Annotated in this window: 16 protein-coding genes; 3 read left to right on the top strand and 13 right to left on the bottom strand. The window is 59.8% G+C overall.

Going from position 1 to position 21,304, the window contains the following annotated elements; translation table 11 throughout:
- Positions 1-1,051: 1,051 nt before the first annotated feature.
- Positions 1,052-2,119 carry a porin gene (locus AC07UK_RS15720; protein ID WP_494687215.1) on the top strand — a complete coding sequence of 356 codons (1,068 nt, stop codon included), beginning with the start codon at positions 1,052-1,054 and terminating at the stop codon, positions 2,117-2,119.
- Between the two features lie 417 nt (positions 2,120-2,536).
- Here the strand turns inward: AC07UK_RS15720 and AC07UK_RS15715 are convergent, their stop codons facing one another.
- Positions 2,537-3,700 carry an RNA-guided endonuclease InsQ/TnpB family protein gene (locus tag AC07UK_RS15715; RefSeq protein ID WP_494687216.1) on the bottom strand — a complete coding sequence of 388 codons (1,164 nt, stop codon included), beginning with the start codon at positions 3,698-3,700 and terminating at the stop codon, positions 2,537-2,539.
- 366 nt (positions 3,701-4,066) lie between these two features.
- Between AC07UK_RS15715 and AC07UK_RS15710 the strand changes: the two genes are divergently transcribed.
- Positions 4,067-5,401, top strand: coding sequence for a cytochrome P450 (locus tag AC07UK_RS15710; RefSeq protein ID WP_494687217.1), 1,335 nt, complete (start codon positions 4,067-4,069; stop codon positions 5,399-5,401).
- A gap of 335 nt (positions 5,402-5,736) precedes the next feature.
- On the opposite strand, the gene AC07UK_RS15705 is transcribed toward AC07UK_RS15710, so the two are convergent.
- The 6 genes from AC07UK_RS15705 to AC07UK_RS15680 form a co-directional block, all read right to left on the bottom strand.
- Positions 5,737-6,753 carry a phosphotransferase family protein gene (locus AC07UK_RS15705; protein WP_494687218.1) on the bottom strand — a complete coding sequence of 339 codons (1,017 nt, stop codon included), beginning with the start codon at positions 6,751-6,753 and terminating at the stop codon, positions 5,737-5,739.
- Complete coding sequence (locus tag AC07UK_RS15700; protein ID WP_494687219.1) at positions 6,750-7,523, bottom strand: SDR family NAD(P)-dependent oxidoreductase; 774 nt, start codon at positions 7,521-7,523, stop codon at positions 6,750-6,752. Before AC07UK_RS15700 ends, AC07UK_RS15705 begins: the two co-directional genes overlap by 4 nt.
- Positions 7,520-8,692: an acyl-CoA dehydrogenase family protein gene (locus AC07UK_RS15695; protein WP_494687220.1), complete on the bottom strand. Its 1,173-nt coding sequence runs from the start codon at positions 8,690-8,692 to the stop codon at positions 7,520-7,522. The genes AC07UK_RS15700 and AC07UK_RS15695 overlap by 4 nt, the downstream gene beginning before the upstream one ends.
- Positions 8,693-8,749: 57 nt before the next feature.
- Entirely contained in the window at positions 8,750-9,388 is a 639-nt protein-coding gene (locus AC07UK_RS15690) for a 3-oxoacid CoA-transferase subunit B (protein WP_494687221.1), read from the bottom strand.
- A 2-nt stretch (positions 9,389-9,390) separates the two neighbouring features.
- Complete coding sequence (locus AC07UK_RS15685) at positions 9,391-10,098, bottom strand: CoA transferase subunit A (protein WP_494687222.1); 708 nt, start codon at positions 10,096-10,098, stop codon at positions 9,391-9,393.
- A gap of 70 nt (positions 10,099-10,168) precedes the next feature.
- The gene (locus AC07UK_RS15680; protein WP_494687223.1) at positions 10,169-11,278 is read right to left on the bottom strand and encodes an alcohol dehydrogenase catalytic domain-containing protein; all 1,110 of its coding nucleotides are present in this window, start codon (positions 11,276-11,278) and stop codon (positions 10,169-10,171) included.
- A gap of 510 nt (positions 11,279-11,788) precedes the next feature.
- Here AC07UK_RS15680 and AC07UK_RS15675 point away from each other — a divergent pair.
- Entirely contained in the window at positions 11,789-12,802 is a 1,014-nt protein-coding gene (locus AC07UK_RS15675; RefSeq protein ID WP_494687224.1) for a LacI family DNA-binding transcriptional regulator, read from the top strand.
- A gap of 115 nt (positions 12,803-12,917) precedes the next feature.
- Here the strand turns inward: AC07UK_RS15675 and AC07UK_RS15670 are convergent, their stop codons facing one another.
- The 6 genes from AC07UK_RS15670 to AC07UK_RS15645 form a co-directional block, all read right to left on the bottom strand.
- Positions 12,918-13,457 (bottom strand): cupin domain-containing protein, encoded by a 540-nt coding sequence (locus tag AC07UK_RS15670; RefSeq protein WP_494687225.1) that lies wholly within the window; start codon positions 13,455-13,457, stop codon positions 12,918-12,920.
- A 186-nt stretch (positions 13,458-13,643) separates the two neighbouring features.
- Positions 13,644-15,335, bottom strand: coding sequence for an FAD-dependent monooxygenase (locus AC07UK_RS15665; protein ID WP_494687226.1), 1,692 nt, complete (start codon positions 15,333-15,335; stop codon positions 13,644-13,646).
- A 72-nt stretch (positions 15,336-15,407) separates the two neighbouring features.
- The gene (locus tag AC07UK_RS15660) at positions 15,408-16,244 is read right to left on the bottom strand and encodes an SDR family oxidoreductase (protein ID WP_494687227.1); all 837 of its coding nucleotides are present in this window, start codon (positions 16,242-16,244) and stop codon (positions 15,408-15,410) included.
- Positions 16,245-16,309: 65 nt separating this feature from the next.
- A complete protein-coding gene (locus AC07UK_RS15655; RefSeq protein WP_494687228.1) occupies positions 16,310-18,724 on the bottom strand; it encodes an efflux RND transporter permease subunit in 2,415 nt (804 codons plus the stop codon).
- A gap of 56 nt (positions 18,725-18,780) precedes the next feature.
- Entirely contained in the window at positions 18,781-19,641 is an 861-nt protein-coding gene (locus AC07UK_RS15650) for a WD40/YVTN/BNR-like repeat-containing protein (RefSeq protein WP_494687229.1), read from the bottom strand.
- 290 nt (positions 19,642-19,931) lie between these two features.
- The gene (locus AC07UK_RS15645) at positions 19,932-21,296 is read right to left on the bottom strand and encodes a DUF1329 domain-containing protein (RefSeq protein WP_494687230.1); all 1,365 of its coding nucleotides are present in this window, start codon (positions 21,294-21,296) and stop codon (positions 19,932-19,934) included.
- Positions 21,297-21,304: the final 8 nt, after the last annotated feature.

Raw genomic sequence — 21,304 nt, 5'->3', positions numbered from 1 at the left:
CAAGCCAATCAAGTGGAAGTACGACGATCCAGCGCGGCGAATTCGCCCGGTGCCAATTCAATGACGCGATGGACTAGGGCGATTGCCGTGGCTGGCATGCGCAGCCTATACGGGCGGGAAGTGGGAAAGTGGGAATCAATACACATGGATAGCCTACTGCCAGTTCGAGGTCGAAAGACATTGTTGAAGGATTCCCGTTACCGCCATATCTGCTTTCGACAAACTCGGTAGAAACGGAGCTGCTTACAATGCTCGCTTCCAAAGCAGGTCTTCGTCACGCCATCGCAACTAACCTACACGGACAGAATCAGCTGGTGCGGAACAAGGCAAATTCGCGTAGCGGCCGACAAGATAGATGAGATGAGCCTGCCCTGAGAGGATTTCTCCGCTAGCCTACGTCTGCGTACTGCGCATCACTCCAATTTTAGTGAAATCCAGATCGGGGGCGCTGCGTTGTGGTGCCTGACTACGCCAATTTGGCCGTGCGGCGTGACATTGCCAATGGCAACACCCCGTGCGCAATGTCCGGGGATGTCTCTCTCTGTGCAAGAGTAACGAGACAAAATGGTATGAGCATCTCCCATATGGGATATGTCGCAACGAAAAATCTGGCGAAACCGTGCAGTCTGAGCGATCGCTACATCTAGGTTTGCAAGAATTGAAGCTCCTCGGTGGTTCCTAGTCTGTCCGGACCTCTATACCAAATACCGACAACAGCTCGCGACCAGGCGCCAGCACCGTTGGCCGAAGCCGTCCGGTTTGGCCCTCCGGCAAGGACCACTATCCGCCTTGCATCATTCTGAATGTTCAGATTTGCACTCCATCAACGTAATGGTCACGTCGGTTCGCACCTCCACCACTGCGACATAAAGAGCACCATTGTTCTTGAGCTTGAATTATTTTTTCTTAATTCTGAACAATCTTTCATTTAATGCCGTAGCCATCCTGTCGTTATATTGTGCGGCCACGTCGTTAGGCGCTATCAACTCACTTGCCAGCCCCGTGACGCTACCGCCAAGACCATTTGCTCAAAAATAAACTGGAATTGACAGTGAAAAATTCTCTCCTCGCAGTGGCAGCTGCAGCTTGTGCTATGTCGGGCGCCGCCTTTGCCCAATCGTCGTCCAACGTGACGCTCTACGGCATCGCTGATGCCGGCATCAGTTTTCAAAGCCATGTTAATGGTGGCGCCAATGGAAGTGGCTCGGTCACCGGTGTGACATCGGGTGGCCTGTCCGGTTCGCGCTGGGGCCTGCGCGGGGTCGAGGACCTTGGCAACAACCTGAAGGGGATCTTCGTGCTGGAAAGCGGTTTCGATATCGACACCGGTAAATCCGCACAGGGCGGCCGACTGTTCGGTCGCCAGGCCTATGTTGGCCTGCAGGGCGATTTTGGTGCTGTCACGCTCGGTCGCCAACAGAACGCACTGTATGACCTGTTTGCTGCCTACGATCCGACGGCGGTAGGCCCGACGTTCTCGCTGAATTCGGTTGACAACCAGTTTACCGGCCGCGCCGACAATGCTATCAAGTACACCGGTACTTTTGGCGGTCTGACTGCAACCGGTTTTTACAGCTTCGGCCGCGACGTGACCTCCGGCCTCGGCGGCGAAGTCCCGGGTCATTTCAAGGTCGGCACCAACTTTGGCGGTGGCCTGGCTTACGCGAACGGCCCGTTCTCGGTGGGCGTCGCCTATGACCAATTCCAGGGCAGCACCTTGGCTTCGGCCGACCTGACCGCCAAGCGCGCCGCGATTGGCGGTTCGTATGCCATCGGCGATGCCAAACTATTCGCTGGCTACCGCTGGATGCGCGACGAGGTCACTACCGGTACGGCCCGTCACGACAACCTGTACTGGCTTGGCGCGAACTACAAGTTCACCCCGGCCTTCACGCTGACCGGCGCGGCTTACTATACTGACGCCCGCACTGACAACAAGGATTCGTGGACGTTCGCGGTGAACGCGGACTACGCCTTCTCCAAGCGCACCGACGCTTACCTGGTGCTCGGTTACGTGAACAACAAGGGCAATGCGACCTTTGGTATGACTGGCACGGCCAATACGTTGCCGGGCCAGAACCAGACTGGTGCAATGGTTGGCGTGCGTCACCGCTTCTAATCGCCCCGCCGGCACGTCCTTGGCGCGTGCCAACAATAGCTCATATCGACCTTGACTTCTCAATGGGCTCAAGGCGTTTGGCCGGCAGCGATGCCGGCCATTTTTTTATGCAGCGCGTGCTACCACTTCGGGACCTGCTACCTTCTGCTCAAGGGAGAGCTGCCAAGCAGGAGTAATCGCGATGCCCCCGCCAATGGTGCCCGCGCCGACGATGCCGATCTTGCGTACGGGGCACAACGTTGTCCGCCCAGCACACCTGAATAGCGCCGCTCATGCGGCCGCTGCCGCTCGTGTCCGGTGCAAGTTCGGCGCCCACTAGTTGAGGTAAGCGCTTCGTTTCGAGCGAGCCGGAGACCAGGCAGATCTTCACTTCCGGCAGGCCGAAGCGCGTCGCGGCTTGCTTGACGTCCTCTCCGCCTAAAGGACGGAGATTCCTTCTGCAAGAGGGGCACGCCCGCCCCCGGCTTCTGACGAAGCCTCATTCACAGCGGCTTTACCGGCCGCCGAGGCAAATGCCTGTTCCATGCTAAGGAGTCCCGTACGCAGAATGTTCTTTGCTGCGTTGACATCGCGCTCGTGTGAGGTTTGACACACCGGACAGGTCCACTCTCTGATGCTGAGAGCCTCCTGCCCTGCGGAGCCTGTTCGTGACTCGCAGCACGAACAGGTTTGCGTGGAATAGCGTTCATCGACCTCCTCGAACCACACCCCCGCGCTATCGCATTTGTACTGGAGCATGGTGCGGAACGTGCTCCAGCCCGCATCCAACACAGACTTGGCCATGTTGGTCTGGGCGAGCGCGGAGGCGTTCACGTTGCCGATGAAGATGGCACCGTACTTTCGCACGATTGCCGTGGATTGCTTGTGCAGGAAGTCTTTCCTGCAATTTCTGACTTTTGCGTGAAGCGCCGCAACGCGCTTCGTCTTGCGTGCCCGCTGAGCCCGGCCGAGCGCCGCTTCATATCGACGATAGAACCGCTGAGCCTCCAGCACTTTTCCGTCGCTTGTCGCGGCGAAGTCCTTCAGTCCCAAGTCGATGCCGACTGACGCGCGGCCTTCCGAGCGGGCAGCGACTGGCACCTTGACGGTCACGTTCAGGTACCAACGCCCACGGGCATCCTCACTGAAGTTGCCGGCCCGCAAGTCGTATCGCGACAAACCGTAACTGTCCCACAGGGAAAGCCAGCGGCCGTTGAAGCGCACCTGGCCGTGCCCATATTTCAGCGCTCCGGTTTTGAACGGAACCCACCCCAGGCTGCGGCGCGCGCTGCCGCTGACGCGCCAACGCAGCTTGATCTTCTTGAACTGTTTTCGGCGGCGACAATACTCCTGCCCGATCTCCTGCACCGTGTGGCTATGCAGGCCGAGACCCTCCTTGGTCGCGCCGTCGGTGTACTTCTGCAACTCGTAGGCCCCGATAAAGCGCCGCTCACGCTCGAACACGCGGGCCGAAAGCTCATTTGCGAAATTCCACACAAAGTTCACCTCCCGCGCCTGCGCACGAAGCCAGGCGGCGTGTTTGTCCTTGATGCGTAAGCGCAGGACACGGGTGACGGTCGGAGTATGAGAGGTGGCTGACATACCGAGTCTAAGACTCGGTTTTAGCCTTCCCAATCATAGGTCCTAAGCCGCTTACCCCGCCCTGAAGAGACGGGGCTTGCGCGGCGGTTCTACTGGGTCACACGATAATGGCAAGCCATGTCCGGTTCCATCCCCATTGCAGCAACACCCAGCATTTCCCCAGCTTTTCCACGCTTTTCCACTCAATTTCGCCCAGAGCGCATGATTGACTAAAATTTCAATGCGCGCGATAACCCTTCTACCATGCATTTGCCCAATCCTTCTGCCAATGCAGCTTCCACCCCGGGAGCGGCAGAGCAGTAGGGGCCAACACAGGAGGACTCCCTTGGAAGCCACTTCCAACGTCCTCACCGAACGCCACGTGAAATGAACACGAAAACGCTCCCCCCGCGCGCCGATGCGGGTCCAAACAAGGCGATTGAAGTGCGGGTTCCTTGCCAGCCAATCGTCGACGCCGCCTTCTTGCGCGATCCCTACCCGACCTACCACAAACTGCGTGCAGCCGGCCCCATCCATTGGAGCGAGGAATTCTTCGGCGGCGCTTGGCTGCTGACCAGGCATGAGGACGTGGAAGCCGTGCTGCGCGACCCGCTCTATTCCGCGCGGCGGACGGGTGGCTGGGTAATGCGCGGCTGTGAAGATGAGCGCCAAGCACTCTGCCCCTTCCAACGCCTATTCAGCCGAGCAATGCTGTTTCTGGACGAGCCGGACCACACGCGGCTGCGGCGGGTGCTCAACGCCGGCTTCCGCCCCGCAGCGTTGCGCACATTCGCCGGCACCATTGAGGAGATGTCGTCCGGATTCTTGGACGAGCTGGAGGGCACACAGCAGTTCGATTTCATCGAGCGGATTGCCAAGCCCTTGCCGGCAAGGGTGATCGCCAACCTGCTTGGCATGGATGGCGGCGATCAATCGGATTTCCTGACGTGGTCCGAAGATCTGGCCGCCTTCATCGGCGCGCCGGACCCCGACTACGGGCTGAAACGCCGCGCGCAGGCGAGCCTCCTCAACATGAGCGCCAGCTTCGAGGCCATGCTCGCACGCCGTCGGACACAGGATGAACGGCATCCGCAGACGCAAAACAGGGACCTGATCGGGCATCTGTTGCACGCCGAGGCTGAAGGCGAGATCGAGGCTGGCGCCGAAATGCTAGCGCAATGCGCCATGTTGCTGTTCGCCGGGCACGAGACGACGCGCAATCTGCTCGGCAACGGCTTGCACGCCTTGCTGAGCCACCCGGACCAGTGGCAACGCCTGCGCCAGTCGCCCGAGCTGCTGCAAAACGCGGTGCGTGAGCTGCTCCGCTATGAAAGCCCGGTCCAATACACAGGCCGGCGGGTCACCACGGACGTGGTCATACATGGGCGGCGGCTACGGCGCGGGGACTTGGTGGTGCCGTTGATCGGCTCCGCCAATCGCGATCCGGCGCGCTACAGCAGCCCGGACGAGCTGGATATCACCCGGCGCGAAGGCTCCCACCTCTCTTTCGGACATGGCCCGCATGTCTGCATCGGTGCCGCGCTGACGCTGATGGAGGCCGAGATTGTCTTCCGGGCGCTGCTGGCCCGCTGGCCGGGGCTCGAACTCGTAGATGCCGAGCCAAATTGGAACGTCAACCCGGTCTATCGAGGACTTTCCAGTTTGCAGGTCCGCCGTCGGAGCGGCATGCCTGCCAGCCGGACCTATGAGCCACGTGCGTAAATTTCCTGCGCGTACTTTTTCTGGAGGGAAGCCGAGGGGCGAGACGGCTGGCGGCCAGCTCCGCCAGCTACTGCCGGCCGAGAGCGGCTAGTTCCGCCTCAAGATCGGCCTGCCCGACCGCTTGCCCAACGATGACGAGGCCAAATACCTGCTCATTGAAGAGGTGCGCTTCGCCTACGTCCGGGCCGCCATTGAGCGCGCTCTCGCCGCGCGATCGGCGTCGACTTCAACGCCGACCACCTGGCGGTAACCGAAACGGACCTGTACGGGAACATGGTCCGCACCGCGCGGTTGCCGCTGCTTCGTGCGGACCGGGTGGCCTTCGTGCGTCGCGATCAAGCCCGATGCCGCAGGGCGCATTTCCAGCCAATTTCCGCGAGTGGTCCTGCCTTTCGTCCAGTCTCCACTGCATCGGCGGCGGCAGCCGTCCCGCTTGCGGCGCGCTGCGCGATTCCGTGGAGGATAGCGGCCATGCGGAACAGGTTGTAGGCGAGACAGAAGTCCCAGTTTGGCGAGAGGTCCCGTCCAGTGACCTGCGCGTACTGGCGCATGTACTCGGCCTCCGACGGAATGCCGAGGGCTGGCAAGTCCAGCCCGGCGATGCCGCGCCACAACTGGGGAGGGATATACCAGCTCATGCAGTGGCCGGAGAAATCCGCAAGCGGATGCCCGAGCGTAGAGAGTTCCCAGTCGAGCACGCCGATGATGCGGGGCTCGGTCGGATGGAACACCACATTATCGAGCCGGTAGTCGCCGTGCACCAATGTCGTCTCGTCGTCCGCCGGAATATGTTGGGGCAACCACTCCATCAGTTGGCGCATCGCCCTCGGCACTGGTACCGTGGATGCTTCGACCTGGCGCGACCAGCGGCCGATCTGCCGGGCGAAGTAGTTGCCCGGCTTACCGTAGCCCTCAAGACCCAGCCCTCGATAGCCCACCGCGTGCAGCGCTGCCATCACCCGGTTCATATCCCGGTACATCGCCCTTCGGTCTGCCGACGAAACGCTCGGCAGCGATTGGTCCATGTAGACCCGACCATCCAGGAACTCCATCAGGAAGAATGGCGTGCCGAGAATGGTGTCATCCTCGCAGTAGCCCAACATGCGGGGCACCGGCACGCCACTATCCTGCAACGCTCTCATTACGCGGTATTCCCGATCGATGGCGTGGGCAGATGCAACGAGCGGCCCGGGCGGCTTCTTGCGCAAGACGAAGCGGCGGGCCCCGTCGACAACGATAAAAGTAGGATTAGACTGGCCGCCGCTCAGCGATTGCAGCGCCACGTCCCCTGAATCAGACAGCGACTGCGCGCGCATCCAGTCGGCGAGCGCCTTGGTGGAGAGCTGGTTCATAGTGTGCTCACGAGATGGCCGCCGTCGACCGCAAGCACTGAGCCGGACATCGCTGCACCGGCCTCAGAGGCGAGCAGCAGCATTGGCCCGTCAAGATCGGTCAATTCACTGAAGCGACGGCTCGGGATGCGCGACTGCAGTTTCTGGCCGGCCTCGCTCAGCAGAAAATCACGATTCAGATCCGTGATCACGTAGCCGGGTAGCAACGCATTGACCCGGATGCGGTAGCGCGCAAGCTCCAGCGCCATCGCTTTGGTCGCCTGCACGACGCCGGCCTTCGAGATCGCATAAGGCGCAACCCCGCCGGCCACACGCTCGCCGAGGATGGAGGAAACATTGACAATACAGCCGCCACGGTCCGCGGCCACCATGCGGCGGCTTGCTTCGGTGGCCACCAGCCAGCAGCCCTTCAGGTTTGTGTCCACCACTGTGTCATAGTCGGCCTCAGTCTGCTGCAGCAGCGGCTTGGTAACGGAGATGCCAGCGTTGTTGACGACGAGGTCCGGCGCTCCCCAGTTGGCCAGTTCGTCGAAGCATTGGCTCACGCTGGCGGAGTCGGTGACGTCGAGGCCAATCGCCCGCGCCTCGCCACCCTCGGCAGCAATTTGCTCCTGCAATGGCAGCAGCTTTTCGGCACGGCGTGCACCCAGCACCACGCGTGCGCCAACGCTCGCCAGCAGCCGCGCGAAATGGGCTCCCAGCCCGCTGGAGGCGCCGGTGACCAGCGCGATGCGTCCGTCGAGGCGGAATCGGTTAAGAGGTTTGCTCATGCCTTGCGCTCCGCGTTGTCTACAATCTTACGTGCCATACTCCAACGGTGTACCTCGCTCGGGCCATCGTAGATGCGGAAAGCGCGCATGTCCGTGAAGATTCGCATGACCGCGGACTCGCCTGTGACGCCGCGCGCGCCAAGCACCTGCACGCAGCGGTCCACGACCCGCCATTCGGCCTCTGAGCAGGCCACTTTGGCGCGACTCGATTCAAAGTTGCACTTCTGGCCCTGATCGAGCAGCCAGGCGGTGTGCCAGATGTGCAGGCGTGCGGTTTGCAGGTCAATGTCATTGTCGGCAAGCATGAAACCAACGCCCTCGTGCTCCGCGAGCGGCTTGCCGAACGCGTGGCGTTTGCGCGCATAGGCAACAGCTTCGTCGTGAGCCCGCCTGGCCTGGCCAAGCCAGCGCATGCAGTGCGTCAGCCGCGCCGGCGCCAGCCGAACCTGTGCATAGCGAAAACCCTTCCCTATCTCGCCCAGAACGTCCGTGGCCGGCACGCGGAGATTCTCGAATTTCAGCACTGCATGACCACCGGTGAAGCAACGGTCCATCGCCTCCAGGTTGCGTTCCAGACGAATGCCCGGACGATCCATGTCGCTCAGGAACATGGTCGCCGAGCCGTCCTCCATTCGAGCCATGATGATTGCGTAGGACGCCCCCTCAGCGCCGGTGATCATCCACTTGGTGCCGTTGATGACATAGTCGTCGCCGTCGCGTACAGCGGTAGTCTGTAGCATGCCAGGGTCGGAGCCAGCGCCCGGATCTGGCTCTGTCATCGCAAAACAGGACCGGGTTCGACCTTCAACTTGAGGCCTGAGCCAGCGCTCCTTCTGCGCCGGGGTGGCGACCTCGTCCATGAGGTGAATGTTGCCTTCATCAGGCGCGTGGATATTCATTGCGACCGGGCCAAGGCATGAGTAGCCGGACTCTTCGAACACCACGGCTTTTGCGATGTGCGACAAACCGAGTCCGCCCATTTCGATGGAAGCGTGTGGTGTCAGCAGGCCTGCGTTGCGCGCCCGTGCTACCAGCTCTGAGCGCAGCGCCTCGCTTGGGCCGTGTGCATGCGCTTCCAGCTCCTTTTCGAGCGGGATAACCTGGGTTGCGATGAAATCGCGCGTGCGTTCCTGCAAAACGCGCAGTTCGGGTGAGAGATCGAAATTCATTGAGAGTATCGGTATGTTTTCCTTGGTTCGGAGCAAGAGCGCCACCTTCCGATTTTTTCAGACCAGAGGCACTCCGGTCTTCGCTTGGAGGTCACTTTGCGTGACGCCCTCGGCAAGCTCCACCACCTTCAATCCTTCAGGCGTGACATCCAGGACGCACAGGTCAGTGATGATGCGGCTGACTACACCAACGCCAGTCAAAGGCAGGGTGCAGCCAGGCAGAATCTTCAGGTCCCACCCACCGTCCTTGCGGCGAGCGACATGCTCCATGAGGACGATCACCCGATCGACGCCGGCCACCAGGTCCATGGCACCGCCCATTCCCTTGACCATCTTTCCGGGAATCATCCAGTTCGCGAGGTCACCACTTGCACTCACCTGAAGGGCGCCGAGGATCGAAAGGTCCATCTTTCCACCACGGATCATTGCAAAGCTCTCGTGCGAGCCCACAATGCTCGTGCCAGGTAGGGTAGTTACCGTCTCCTTGCCGGCATTGATGACGTCCGGGTCAACCTCTTCCTCGGTCGGGTATGGCCCGATACCCAGCATGCCGTTCTCGCTCTGCAGCCAGACCTCCATGGCGGGATCGACGAAGTTCGCCACCAGTGTCGGCAGGCCTATTCCAAGGTTGACATAAAAGCCGTCCTGTAACTCTCGGGCGGCGCGTTGTGCCATCTGCTCGTGGGCCCATGCCATCCTCAAACTCCTGCTTTCGTCCGCACGGTTCGGCGTTCAATCCGTTTCTGCGGCGAGGTGTTGACAACGATGCGGTGCACGTAGATGCCTGGGAGGTGGATCTCATCAGGGTCCAGGGTGCCCGTCTCCACAATCTCCTCAACCTCGACTACCGTTCGTTTCCCTGCCATGGCTACGGCCGGATTGAAGTTGCGCGCCGTCCGTCGAAACACGAGATTGCCGGCGCGATCCGCCTTCCATGCCTTGACAAGCGAGATTTCTGGCACCAGCGACTCCTCCATAAGGTATGTCCTGCCGCCGAACTCGCGAAGCTCCTTGCCTTCGGCGACCATGGTCCCGACACCTGTCCGCGTGAAGAATGCCGGGATGCCCGCTCCGCCAGCCCGGAGCTTCTCCGCCAGGGTGCCCTGTGGGGTGAATTCAAGCTCCAGTTCGCCGGCGAGGAACTGCCGCTCGAACTCCTTATTCTCACCGACGTAGCTTGCAATCATTTTCCGAATCTGACGGGTGCGAAGCAGCTTGCCGAGTCCGAAGTCGTCCACCCCGGCATTATTGGAGATCACGGTGAGATCCTTCACTCCCAATATGAGTAGCGCCTCGATCAGCGCCTCCGGGATGCCGCACAGGCCGAAGCCGCCGACCGCGATCAGCTGGCCATCGCGAACCAGCCCATTCAGCGCGTCTTTTGCGCCGGGGTACACCTTTTCCATCAATCCGTTCCTTATGGACAACTCGTTGCGATTTGCTCTCTTCAGATATGTCGCGTAACGCGGCCAGACATCAGGGAACGATTACCACATTGGTGAAGCCGCCCGATGAACGCGCGGCGACCGAGGCAAGCGCCTCGTTTGCCTGGGAAAGCGGGAAACGCACCTCGTCGAGCTGACGCAAATCAAGGGTTCCGACGCCTGCCATCGCCGCAAGCTCCTCACCCTCGCCGGTACTGAACCAGAGCGAACCAATCCATGAGAGACCGGAAGTCATGAACCAGGCCGGGTCAATAGGTAGCGGTTCGGCTAGGCCACCGATCCCGACAGCCACACCACCTCGGCGCAATGCTTTCAATGTGTCCATGGCAACCTGCGCCGAGGCACCTGTCGACAGCGCGTCGATGTAAATATCGGCACCGCGTCCATCGTTGTGACGCATAACCCAGTCGGCCACTGGCTCATCGCCATATGACAAGGTTTGAACGCGTGCAGGATCCAGCGCGCGTACGCGCTCGAGCAACGAACGGTTACGGGCAACGGCAAAAACGCGCGAAGCACCCATCGCCAGGGCCAGCATTACTGCCGGCACGCCCAGCGTTCCGGTTGCGCCGGTCACGATCACCGTCTTTCCGGTCCCTGTATGCGCCTTCTTGAGGGCACCATAGGCAGTTCCGATATAGCCGAAGCGCGAAGCTTGCTCGAAAGTCGTACTATCCGCGAGCTTGATTAGGCTGCTTGCCGGGGCTGCGAGGTACTCCGCCATACCCCCGTTTGGATAGGCCTTGAAGAGCTTGGCTGCGCCCGGTACGAAGCCGAAGTAACCCTGGAAGGCACCGTTCATGCAATGCTGTGGCTCGCCGATCCTGCAGTTATGGCAGCAGCCACAAGAGCGCAGGGGACTCACATAGACCCGGTCGCCTGCCTTGATGTCGGTAACGAGTTCGCCAACTTGGTCAACGACTCCGGCAACGTCCAGGCCAAATACCGCTGGCAGCGGTGGCAGCGGCACCCAAGGGAACCACTCTGCGAAACGGTTCAGGACATTGTCAAGGTTGGGTACGAGGTTGCACGCCTTCACCTGCACGACAACGTCTGTAGGCCTGGGAACGGGCCGTTCTATCTCTTCGATCACGAGAGGTTTGCCGTACTCGTGTACGCGCGCAGCGGTCATCATCTTCATTTGGTTGCTCCTCGGGCACCTTGATACTCTGCTGTCGAGCTGCTCCACGTCAGACCAGTTAGCCGTAGCTTTACCTCGACATCAGACATTTTGTGCTTATTTAGACACTTTTAATCAATCCGTTGCCATAGCAAACGCTCGGTATGCGTCTGCTTATGCTAACGTTAGCAATCTTAACCCGCAGGGAGCTATTTGCATCTAGGGTCTACACCTAGGCCAAAAATCTAAGCCAGATATATGGTACCGACAGCTTCAACAGAATCACCGGCCTTCGGAAGTGCTTTATTACATTGCGCTTCGTCACATAATTGAGCTAACGTTCGCATAAACTGGCATTGTTAGAGGCCATGCTGACGCCCCACATTCAGGCAAGCGAACCGATCCTCCTTCAGAGCAACGTGCATGGCGCCAGCCAAGCAGCCGGCACGGTCATTCCTTCGCTCACCTTGGTCCGGCACTGGCAGCAGACTAGCCTTATGCTATCGTTCGAAAAACTAACCCACCCCGACTATGTCCACCGCCAAAGACCTAGCCAAAGAGTTGGAAATCTCTGTATCGACGGTCGGTCGAGCGCTGGCCAATGATCCGCGCATCAGCGCTGCGACGAGGCAGCGCGTGATGGAAGCGGCGTTGCGATCCGGATATGTCGCGAGTCGCGCGGCTCAGATGATGCGAGGCGCCTCCAGCCGGCTTGTCGGCCTGATTCTTCCCGATCTCGGCAACAGTCAATACAGCATTGGGGCGCACGCGCTGGCGAAGTGTCTAGAAGCCGAGGGATTCCAGCTTGTGTTGTCGGAATCCGGCGACGATCCCATGACTGAACTGCGGCATCTACGTGAGCTTTGCAGCGCGGGTGTCGCCGGAATCGTCATCATTCCAAGCCCAAAGCCGCTTCCGGAGTCAGCGCGCCTGCTGAAGACAACGCCGCATGTGCAACTCATCCGCAGGCACGCGTCGCTTGGAGAGCAGTGGTTCTGCTTCGATAACACTCGGGCACTGCAGGACGCGACCCAGCATCTGGTCGAACTTGGTCACAAGCGAATCGCGTACATTGGGCCGACGCCCACTCTGAACACCGGCCAAGAACGTCTGCAAGGCTTTCAGCTCGCCCAGAATAACGCTGTAGTCGACAAGGAACTTGTCGTTTGCGGCCCGGGTACATCGACTGAATTCGGGCGCAAGGCACTTCGCCAGTTGCTTGCTCTTCGACGCCCACCAACCGGGCTCGTACTAGGCTCACTGCAAGTCACCCGAGGCATCCTTGACGAGGTTGTCGATACCGGCCTGAGAATTCCGGATCAACTGTCAGTAGTGGGTTTCAGCGATGAACCCGGCTTTCGTTGGTGGGGCCCCGGGCTCACGACGATTTCTGTCCCCAATGCCGAAATCACGACGTCATGTGGCCTTTGGCTGATACACCAGATGAAACAAAAAGATACTGGCTCTGACTCGCGTTACAGCTCGACGTCGCCAGGCAAATTGGTTATCAGGGGAAGCACGAAGCCTCTCAGCTACCAGTCCTGAACGGAATCGACGTGGAGCTGGCAATCAGCAGTACCCATGGAGCAGTGAAGCGCCTGTCGCATAGCGCTTTCACCGCCCTTGTCGGCGCTCGAATCAGCGCCTGAACATGTTTTAACTACGCATCGCGCATGGCACCCACCAAAACGAAGAGCAACGTGGCTTCGCGCGAGCTCTTATTGCGCCAGGCGTGGCGGGTACCGTTCTGGATGACGACGTCGCACGGACCGAGTTTCACCTCGCGCTGGTCGTCGAGCTCGAGCCAGATCTCGCCATCCAGCAGCACGCCATAGTCGACCGTGTCGGTCGTGTGCATTCCCGGGGCATCGGGCTCAAATGCCTCAATGAAACCTGGAGCTTTCTGCGCGAATTCCGCGCCAAAGGCTACGGGGTCAAAGCCAGGCGTCAGCATTGATGCGTCTGGCGGCAGGGTAAATACCAGCAGCCGCGTGCCGCCGGTCGGCGGATGCAAACTCTTGAGAGCAGGTATGGGGTCTGCTACCTCGCCGACCCCGATTTTTGGCACCTCGTCAGTCGACCAAAGGCTTGTCAAGGAAAAGCCCGGTCGGCTTTGGAAGACCTGCTGAAGCAAGTCATCGGACTGAATGACAGCCTTTCCGTCTGGATCGATGGCTGTGACGATGCGACGGATCTGCATGAACTAGGTCTCCTCGTATTGACGGTCCTCCACACCCTAAAAATATTGGGTCAAGCGGACGATTCGATGTCGTGCTGAGGCCCCTCTTATGCCACCTTTTGCATATGGGAGCTGTTTGAGTACGGGCACTTGGCAACCTCACATTCCACTGATGGGCGGAGGGATAGCCCCCGCCCTGGAAATGCGTCAGATGAAGACTTGCGTCTCTGGAATTGGCGCCTTTGCCGACCCACAACCATGCGCGGAGGGGTAAGCGCGTCCGGTCAGCACATCCAATACCGTCCCGGGATTCAGGACTTCGCCTTTGGCGCGCCACGCAACATGCTGATCTGGCCTTACCAAGACGGCAGAAGCCTCGAAAAGCTCCTGGAGCCCTGGTTGGTCGACCCGGTGGATGACTAACGGAATCCCTTTTTCATCGGCCGCCGCCTTAAAGGCACGGGAGTAGTCGTCGCCGCCGAACTCAATGAGGGTATAGACATCGGCGACCAAGTCGAGCGTCGACCTTCCATCCTCAAGCCATGCGTGAGGAATGCGATGCCCCGGTCGCGCGGTCTGCACCAGGCGAACAATATCGTCTTCCGGTTCAGGGGTCCCGTCATCCACAATGACGGGCGAGCCGCTGTACCGATACCCGATCGACGCGCCAACGGAATTGAATTCCCTTTTGAAAGTCTTGATCAGGAGATCACCAATAAACCGGCGGGCTGCCTCGCCCTCGGCCGTATCATCGTTTAGACGTGCGGCATGCTTCTCGATGTCGGGTTTAACCTTACCCCAATCCTTATAGATTTCCGCGGCCATCGCAGCCGTGCGTGCCGCTCCCTTTCTGCGATCAAACTCATAGCTGTCGAGAAGCGCATCAGTTCCCCAGCCTTGGAGCACCGCAGCAAGCTTCCAGCCGAGGTCGAATCCATCCAGCACGCCGGTGTTCATGCCGTGACCACCCGCGGGCGGCATCGTATGCGCAGCGTCCCCCGCCAGGAAGACGCGTCCGGACCGGAATTTCTTGGCGCAGGTTTCCCGGTTGACCCACGGCAAGACATCCGTCAAATAGGTGTACTCCACCTTGCGACCGACGAGTTGCAGGACGGCCTCGTCCATTCGCGCGCGATCGCATTTGGCAGGCTCCGCTACCAGCGCCACACGGAAGCGGTCATGCCCGTCGTAAGGCAGTAGTGTCGCGGAAATGCCGCTCTCGGTGACAGCCGTATAGCGGCCAGCCATCCTGGGCCGAGCAAGGTCAGCAAGCTCCCGGCTCTCGATGATCGCCTCGGCGGAATAACCATAGATTCCGGTGCTGTCTCGCTCGATGCCGAGAAGTTCCCGCACGTCACTGCGGGCACCATCACAGCCCACAACATACTTGCATCGAAGGGTGCTGACATTGCCGCTTTCGACCGACTGCACGTCAATCGAAACCCCTTGTTCGTCCTGGCGCAGGGTCAGGAACTTGTGTTGCCAGAGGAACCGGACCGACTCAAAGCTACCTGCGTAGCGATGAAGAATGGGATTGAACCAACTTTGCGGACAGCGCTGGGCGAACGTCGGACTTTCCGGCGGAGGCACCATCTTCGAGATCGGCAGCCATTCGATCCGCGCCAGTTCATAGCCTGTAATCGAGGTCAAAAACGCGCCGTCCTGAGGGTGGTCTGCCGGCCAGCCACAATTGCGCAACTCTTCCGTCAAACCCCATTTACGCGCGAGTTCCATAGTCCGAATGCTTACCGCATGCAGACGAGGATCTCTGAAAACGCCATCCGTCATCTCGACCACGATGCAGCGAACGCCTCGCCGCCCCAGCTCCGCTGCGAGGCTGGCTCCAACAGGGCCGGCGCCAACGACAACGACGTCGGCTTCAATCGAAGTAGTTTCCATATTTGTCTCTATTAGATATTGGTCTATGTGTTACAGATGGAGATCTCTCCCCAGTCGTGCTCAGACAGCAGCCTATCGTCCGGCAGCCATAATCGATCCGACCGCTTCTATGGTCGGCTTGACGCTTTCCAGCGCTCCACCCCCATCACAGGGAAGGACGGCTCCGGAGATAAAGCTTGCATACGGCGAACCTAGGAACAAGGCGAGATTGGCAATGTCTTCCGTCGTCCCCCAGCGCTGAAGCGGGACGCGACGCCGCGCTTGCTCCTGCTCATCCTCCCCCGCGCTCATCAGTCGCTTGGTACCCTCGGTAGCTTCAATCGGGCCTGGAGAGATACCATTCACGCGTACCCCCTCACCTCCCCACTCTAGGGCAAGAATCCGGGTGAGTTGATCGATTCCCGCCTTTGCCGCGCCGCAATGCACCTGGTATCGCATTGGGACACTGGCTTGTGGCGCGGTAATGTTGATCACCGACGCTCCAGGTTTGCGCAAATGAGAAAGCGCGGCACGCATCACATGAAAGGTCCCAACAAGGTCAATATCCACCACGACCTTGAAGCCGTTGGAACTCAGATCCTTGGCTTCGCATAGAAAGTTGCCAGCCGCACCCGACACCAAGACATCAATCGGGCCAAACTGAGCCGCAGCCTCCCGGAAGACGCTCTCGACAGCGGTAAAGTCTCGCACGTCGGCACAGAGTCCCAGAACTTCTGCGCCAAGTTGTGCCAGAGCGGAACGTGCCGCATCCACATTGGCGCTGCTGCGGCTCGCTACAGTCACCCGGGCTCCGCAACGAGCATAAGCCCGAGCAATGCCGAAGTTAATACCCGTGGTACCACCAAAGACCAGAACATGGCGGCCGGTGAAATCCAGCGGGAGGAGTGATTGCGAGAAACTGTTGGTCATGGATTTCACTGCGTTGTGGTAAATAAAATTGGTTCGCGACTTGGACTTCGATAGCGTCACTCACGTCACAAAACAGGGACCGGATCAGACGCGGAACATTGCGGCACGGGACGAAGCAGGAAGTACGACAAGGCGGGAATCAAGACGAGCGCCCCGAGCATGTTCAACAGGAACATGAACGCCAGCAGAATGCCCATGTCAGCCTGGAACTTGATCTCCGAAAATGCCCACGTCACCACGCCAACGGCCAGGGTCAAGCCCGTCAGCAGCACAACTCGGCCGGTGAACAGCAACGCCTTGTAATAGGCGACAGAAAGAGGGTCGCCCGACTTCATTCGCGCGAGTACCACGCTCAAAATGTACAGTGCATAGTCCACACCGATGCCGACACCGAGCGCGATCACCGGCAGCGTTGCAACCTTAACGCCCATCCCTAGCGTCACCATGAGCGCCTCGGCAAGCACTGAGGTCAGTATCAGCGGCAGCAAAGCCACCATAACCGCGCGCCACGACCGGAAGGTGATGAAACACAGCGCCGCCACCGCCGCATAGACCAGCAGCAGCATCTGGGTCCAGGCGCGCTTCACGACGATATTGGTGGCTGCCTCAACCCCTGCACTACCGCCAGCCAGCTGGAAAGCTGCTTCGGCATGCTTGTTGGCTTGCGCGAATGTTTCCACTTCGGCAACCACCCGCTCCAAGGTCTTTGCCTTGTGGTCCTTGAGGTAGACGTAGAGGGACAGCAGCGAGCAGGCCTGGTTGCGCAACTCCCGTGGCGCGCGCGTTTGCAGCGCGCCGAGTGCCCGCTGGTTCGGTACCAGTTCATACCACTTGAAGCTACCCTCGTTGTCGCCCATGGACGCATTCTTTGACAGTGCCGCCATGGAGTTGGTGGCTTCAACACCCGGGACTTGCTCCAGCTTCCATGCCAGGCGGTCAACGAGGGCGAGGGTCGCGTACGCCATGCACCGGTCCGGTGGTGTCTTTACCATCACCACGAGAATGTCCGAGCTGGCTGCGTAGTTGGCCACCATGAATGCGTTGTCACGGTTGTATCGCGATTCCGGGCGGAGCTCTGGCGCCCCGGCATCAAGGTCACCCACTTTCAGATGCCCAGCGATCAACAAGCCGCCTGCAGCCATGACGACGGCGCCGCCCAACGCAAGCCACGCCCAGCGAGGCTGCGTAAAGCCAACGAGGAGTCCCCACATGCGGTGCTTCCGAGCGTGGTCCTGATCGGCACGCTCGGCACGCAAGCTCCGATTCGCCGCGGCTGCACTGACGCCGGTGTACGACAACAGAATGGGCAACAGGATCAGGTTGGTCACGATGAGCAGCGCCACGCCAATGCTGGCGGCAACCGCCAGTTCCCTGATCACCGGAATATCAATGAGCAGCAGCACGGCAAATCCGACCGCATCGGCGAGCAGCGCCGTAAGCCCCGGCAGGAAAAGCCGGCGGAATGTGAAACGCGCAGCGACAACCTTATGGATACCCCGGCCGATGTCCTGCATGATGCCGTTCATCTTCTGTGCGCCATGGCTGACGCCGATGGCGAAGACCAGGAAAGGAACGAGCACCGAGTACGGATTCAGCTCATATCCGATTGCACTGAGCATTCCAAGTTGCCACAGTACCGCGGTGAGCGAACTCACGATCACCAGCATTGTGCTGCGCCAATCCCGGTTGAAGAAGAAAATCATGAGGCCTGCAATAGCGATCGCGATGCCGAAGAACGCCAGCATCTCGCGCAAACCACCTATCAAGTCCCCGACAATCTTGGCGAAGCCGGTAACGTGCAGTTCCACGCCCTGACTTTCGTACTTTGCTCGAATGGAATCAATCCGCTTCGACAATACCCCGTAGTCCAGCTTCTTGCCGGATTGCGGATCGATATCGAGCAGCGGTACGGAGATGATCGAAGACCGAAAATCGGCGGCTACCAACTGGCCGAGCTCACCGGAACGCTCGATGTTCTGCCTCACCTGCCGAAGGCTTGCGCCGGACCCGTCGTAGTCCTCGGGGATGACGGTGCCTCCATCGATACCCTCCTCAGTCACCGCCGCCCAGCGTGTATTCGGCGTCCACAGCGACTTCATGAAAGGTCGATCGACGCCAGGGAGCAGGTAAACCTCGTCATTGATCTTAGCCAGGGTCTGCAGGTACTTTTTGTCAAGAATCGTGCCCTGGCGCTGCACAACTGCAATGCGGAGGGTGTTCTCAAGTCCTGTCAGGTCGTTCTTCTGGGCGAGGAAGTTGACGATATAAGGGTGGGACGCGGGTAATGTCTTGTCGAAACTCGCATTCAGCTGCAACTTTAGCGCTTGCGGGCCGAGCACCGCGGCAAGCAGCAGGCAGATGAGCATTACCCAGGGCCGGTTATTGAAGAGCAGACGCTCGAGCAGCGAACCCGAACGCTGGTCGAAGTCGGCAAGCTCCACAGGCGCTGAGGAATTCGTGTCAGAAGGAACGTAGGCCATAGCTCATAGAAAGGAATCGGTGTTTTCAGCCCGCAAGCAGAAATCCGGAGGCTGAACTAGCTCGCCGAAGCCAGCCCAACATTACGAATGCCGCGCAGGGTCGCCAAGGCAAGACGGCCATTGGCGGCCTGCAGCAGCGCGGTTACGGGTAATGCAGCACTATTGATGACCCTGAAGGCCTTACCGCCGTCGCGGCTGACCAGGAGCTCCCCGCTTTGGCTCGCCAACAGGAATCGCCCGTCATCGAGCAGCAGGCCGGCACTCAATGAAGCCCGGGTTCCGGTCTCGACCTCTGCCCAGGTGTTCCCGGCGTCGGTCGAGAGAAAGGCCCTCCCACGCAACCCGTATACCAACAACTCGCCGCGCTGGCCGGTCACCAGGCCGAAGTACGTCCCCTTCGAAGGCGGTGCTATAGCTACGAACCGTTGGCCGTCCGACGAACGCAGCAGCAGACCCTGCTCGCCCGCGATAAACAAATTTTGGCCGACCCGCCGGATCGCGTAGAGATGCGCGCCCTTCTGATTCTCGAGGCGATACATCAAACTGTTCCAGGTCTTGCCTCCATCGTCCGTTCGAAATGCAAGATTGAATGCCCCGACGACATAGCCGGTGCGCTCATTCTCGAAATAGACGTCAAGGAAAGGTTTGTCAGGGCCGTCTTCGACGAGGGCCTGGGCGGCATTTAAGGTTGCACCGTCTCCAAACCGCTTTGCGGACTCAAGCGCAATACGGGCCGCTTGCCGGCCATCCAGTTGCACGGCCCAGTGCTCCCCACCGTCAACGGTGCGAAGTACCACGCCGAGATGGCCCACCGCCCAGCCCTGCCGCGCATCAATGAAGTGCATCGCGGTCAGCGTCACACTGAGTGGTACCAAAGCTTGACGCCAAGTCTTGCCGTCATCGTCGGAGAGCAGCACAGTGCCGCGCTCCCCTGCCGCAACCATCCGTTTCCCGGCTCGAACGAGTGCTAGCATCGCCAGGCCGCTCGCCTTTGAAGAGAGAATGGCCGGAAGTGTCAGGGCGTCAAATCGGCCAGGATCCGCGACACCAGTAGTGGGGACGGCAGCACGGGCAGTCGGCAATACGGCGCCAAGGGCACTGGCAGCGAGAAACTTTAGGAAAGGGCGGCGCATGGCACAGTTAACCGGTGGTTTCATGCGGCGACCACCGGTCGCCGGGTGTTGAGTCTGGCTGGAATGAGCACGTTCTAACGGCCGCCCTCGGCAAGGCTGTCCGATGAGAAGAATGTTGCGGGCCGTCGCTGATCGCTCTGATACTGCACCGGCATTTCCAACGTAGACGACGAGAAGTAGTACCCGCCCGCCTGAAGATCGAAGCCACCCCAGTTCACCGTTTGCGCAACCAGTGCGGGAATATCGGGCGCGACCAGTGGCAGGACGTAGTAACCGCGCCAGAGGTCCCCCTTAGCATCCCAACCGTCGGAAAGAAGGATGTTCCACGTATCTTCATCCACGTAGTAGCGGCGCTTCGGAACGACGTGACGTTTGCCTTCTTTCAGCGTCGCTTCGACAACCCACACCCGGTGGAGCTCCCAGCGAACCAAGTCGGGGTTCGGGAAGTTCGGCTTCAAGAGTTGCTCATGCGTCGCAAGCGCAGCCTTATTGTCGTTATAGGGAACGTAAAGCTCCTTCTTCCCAACCAATTTCATCTCATGACGGTCGGTGGGGCCGACGAGTCCGTACACTTCATCTGACAGGCCAATACCGGATGTCACGAAGTTGGGGGCGTCATAGAAGATGGAAGGCGCACGACGCACCCTGCGCTGGCCGACCTGATACATCCAGACGGCGGCCTTGTCGCTTTCTGACGCCTCCCATTTCACAAATGCTTCACCAGCCTTAGACGCGGGACCGTTGATCGAGTACCTCGCTTTGCTGATTTGCCCCTCGAAGCTCTTGCCGTCCTTGTCCCGGTAGTAGTACGGGTAGGTAGCCCATTGCTCAAACTTTGAGGCAAGTACCGGCTTTCCCTGCGAGGTCACGATATAGGCAGAAGAGTGCGCGAACGTGTTCTCGCCCAGCCACGCGGTCCTGTGGTTCCAGAGCACCTCATGGCCATCTTTCGGAATCGGAAAGGGTATGCCACCGTAAGCACCCTCCAAGCCCTCACCCCCTTTGGTGGTTTTCGCGCTGGTCGCATTCTTGAAGGTATTGTCGTAAACCCATTGCGGTGCTGCCGCCGTCCGGCGTGTGGGGTATACGTCGAGGCGATAATCCGGATACTTCTTGAGCAATGCCTTTGTGACCTCGCTCAGCTTGTCCGCATACTGGTCGACATTCTTTCCGGTAATTGAGAGCAGAGGCTTGTCCTTGGCGAAGTAGTCTGGCCGCGGGGCTCCGCTCTTGTAGCCCGGCGATACCTGTGTAAAGCCGCCTTCCCAGGAAGGGATCGTTCCCTCCTTGTTCCCCGCCTTCTCGGCGCCCAACGGGGTCAGCGTCGTCTTCAGCGCCGCCGCCTGCTCGCTTGTGACTTCGGCCGAAGCCGCGGACGCCATTGCTGCGAGCAAAAAACCAACCGCTGCGGCGGCAATGGATTGACGATAGTAGGTCATGAAGTGTC

It is taken from the genome of Cupriavidus sp. GW821-FHT07C08 (genome assembly GCF_059419025.1).
Note: the sequence above shows the minus strand (reverse complement) of the source record. Positions and strands in the feature narration are given on the sequence as shown.

Coding starts and splice junctions, on each gene's coding strand:
- AC07UK_RS15715 (WP_494687216.1), bottom strand. CDS start 3,700: ATGTCAGCCACCTCTCATACTCCGACCGTCACCCGTGTCCTGCGCTTA.
- AC07UK_RS15710 (WP_494687217.1), top strand. CDS start 4,067: ATGAACACGAAAACGCTCCCCCCGCGCGCCGATGCGGGTCCAAACAAG.
- AC07UK_RS15705 (WP_494687218.1), bottom strand. CDS start 6,753: ATGAACCAGCTCTCCACCAAGGCGCTCGCCGACTGGATGCGCGCGCAG.
- AC07UK_RS15700 (WP_494687219.1), bottom strand. CDS start 7,523: ATGAGCAAACCTCTTAACCGATTCCGCCTCGACGGACGCATCGCGCTG.
- AC07UK_RS15695 (WP_494687220.1), bottom strand. CDS start 8,692: ATGAATTTCGATCTCTCACCCGAACTGCGCGTTTTGCAGGAACGCACG.
- AC07UK_RS15690 (WP_494687221.1), bottom strand. CDS start 9,388: ATGGCATGGGCCCACGAGCAGATGGCACAACGCGCCGCCCGAGAGTTA.
- AC07UK_RS15685 (WP_494687222.1), bottom strand. CDS start 10,098: ATGGAAAAGGTGTACCCCGGCGCAAAAGACGCGCTGAATGGGCTGGTT.
- AC07UK_RS15680 (WP_494687223.1), bottom strand. CDS start 11,278: ATGAAGATGATGACCGCTGCGCGCGTACACGAGTACGGCAAACCTCTC.
- AC07UK_RS15675 (WP_494687224.1), top strand. CDS start 11,789: ATGTCCACCGCCAAAGACCTAGCCAAAGAGTTGGAAATCTCTGTATCG.
- AC07UK_RS15670 (WP_494687225.1), bottom strand. CDS start 13,457: ATGCAGATCCGTCGCATCGTCACAGCCATCGATCCAGACGGAAAGGCT.
- AC07UK_RS15665 (WP_494687226.1), bottom strand. CDS start 15,335: ATGGAAACTACTTCGATTGAAGCCGACGTCGTTGTCGTTGGCGCCGGC.
- AC07UK_RS15660 (WP_494687227.1), bottom strand. CDS start 16,244: ATGACCAACAGTTTCTCGCAATCACTCCTCCCGCTGGATTTCACCGGC.
- AC07UK_RS15655 (WP_494687228.1), bottom strand. CDS start 18,724: ATGGCCTACGTTCCTTCTGACACGAATTCCTCAGCGCCTGTGGAGCTT.
- AC07UK_RS15645 (WP_494687230.1), bottom strand. CDS start 21,296: ATGACCTACTATCGTCAATCCATTGCCGCCGCAGCGGTTGGTTTTTTG.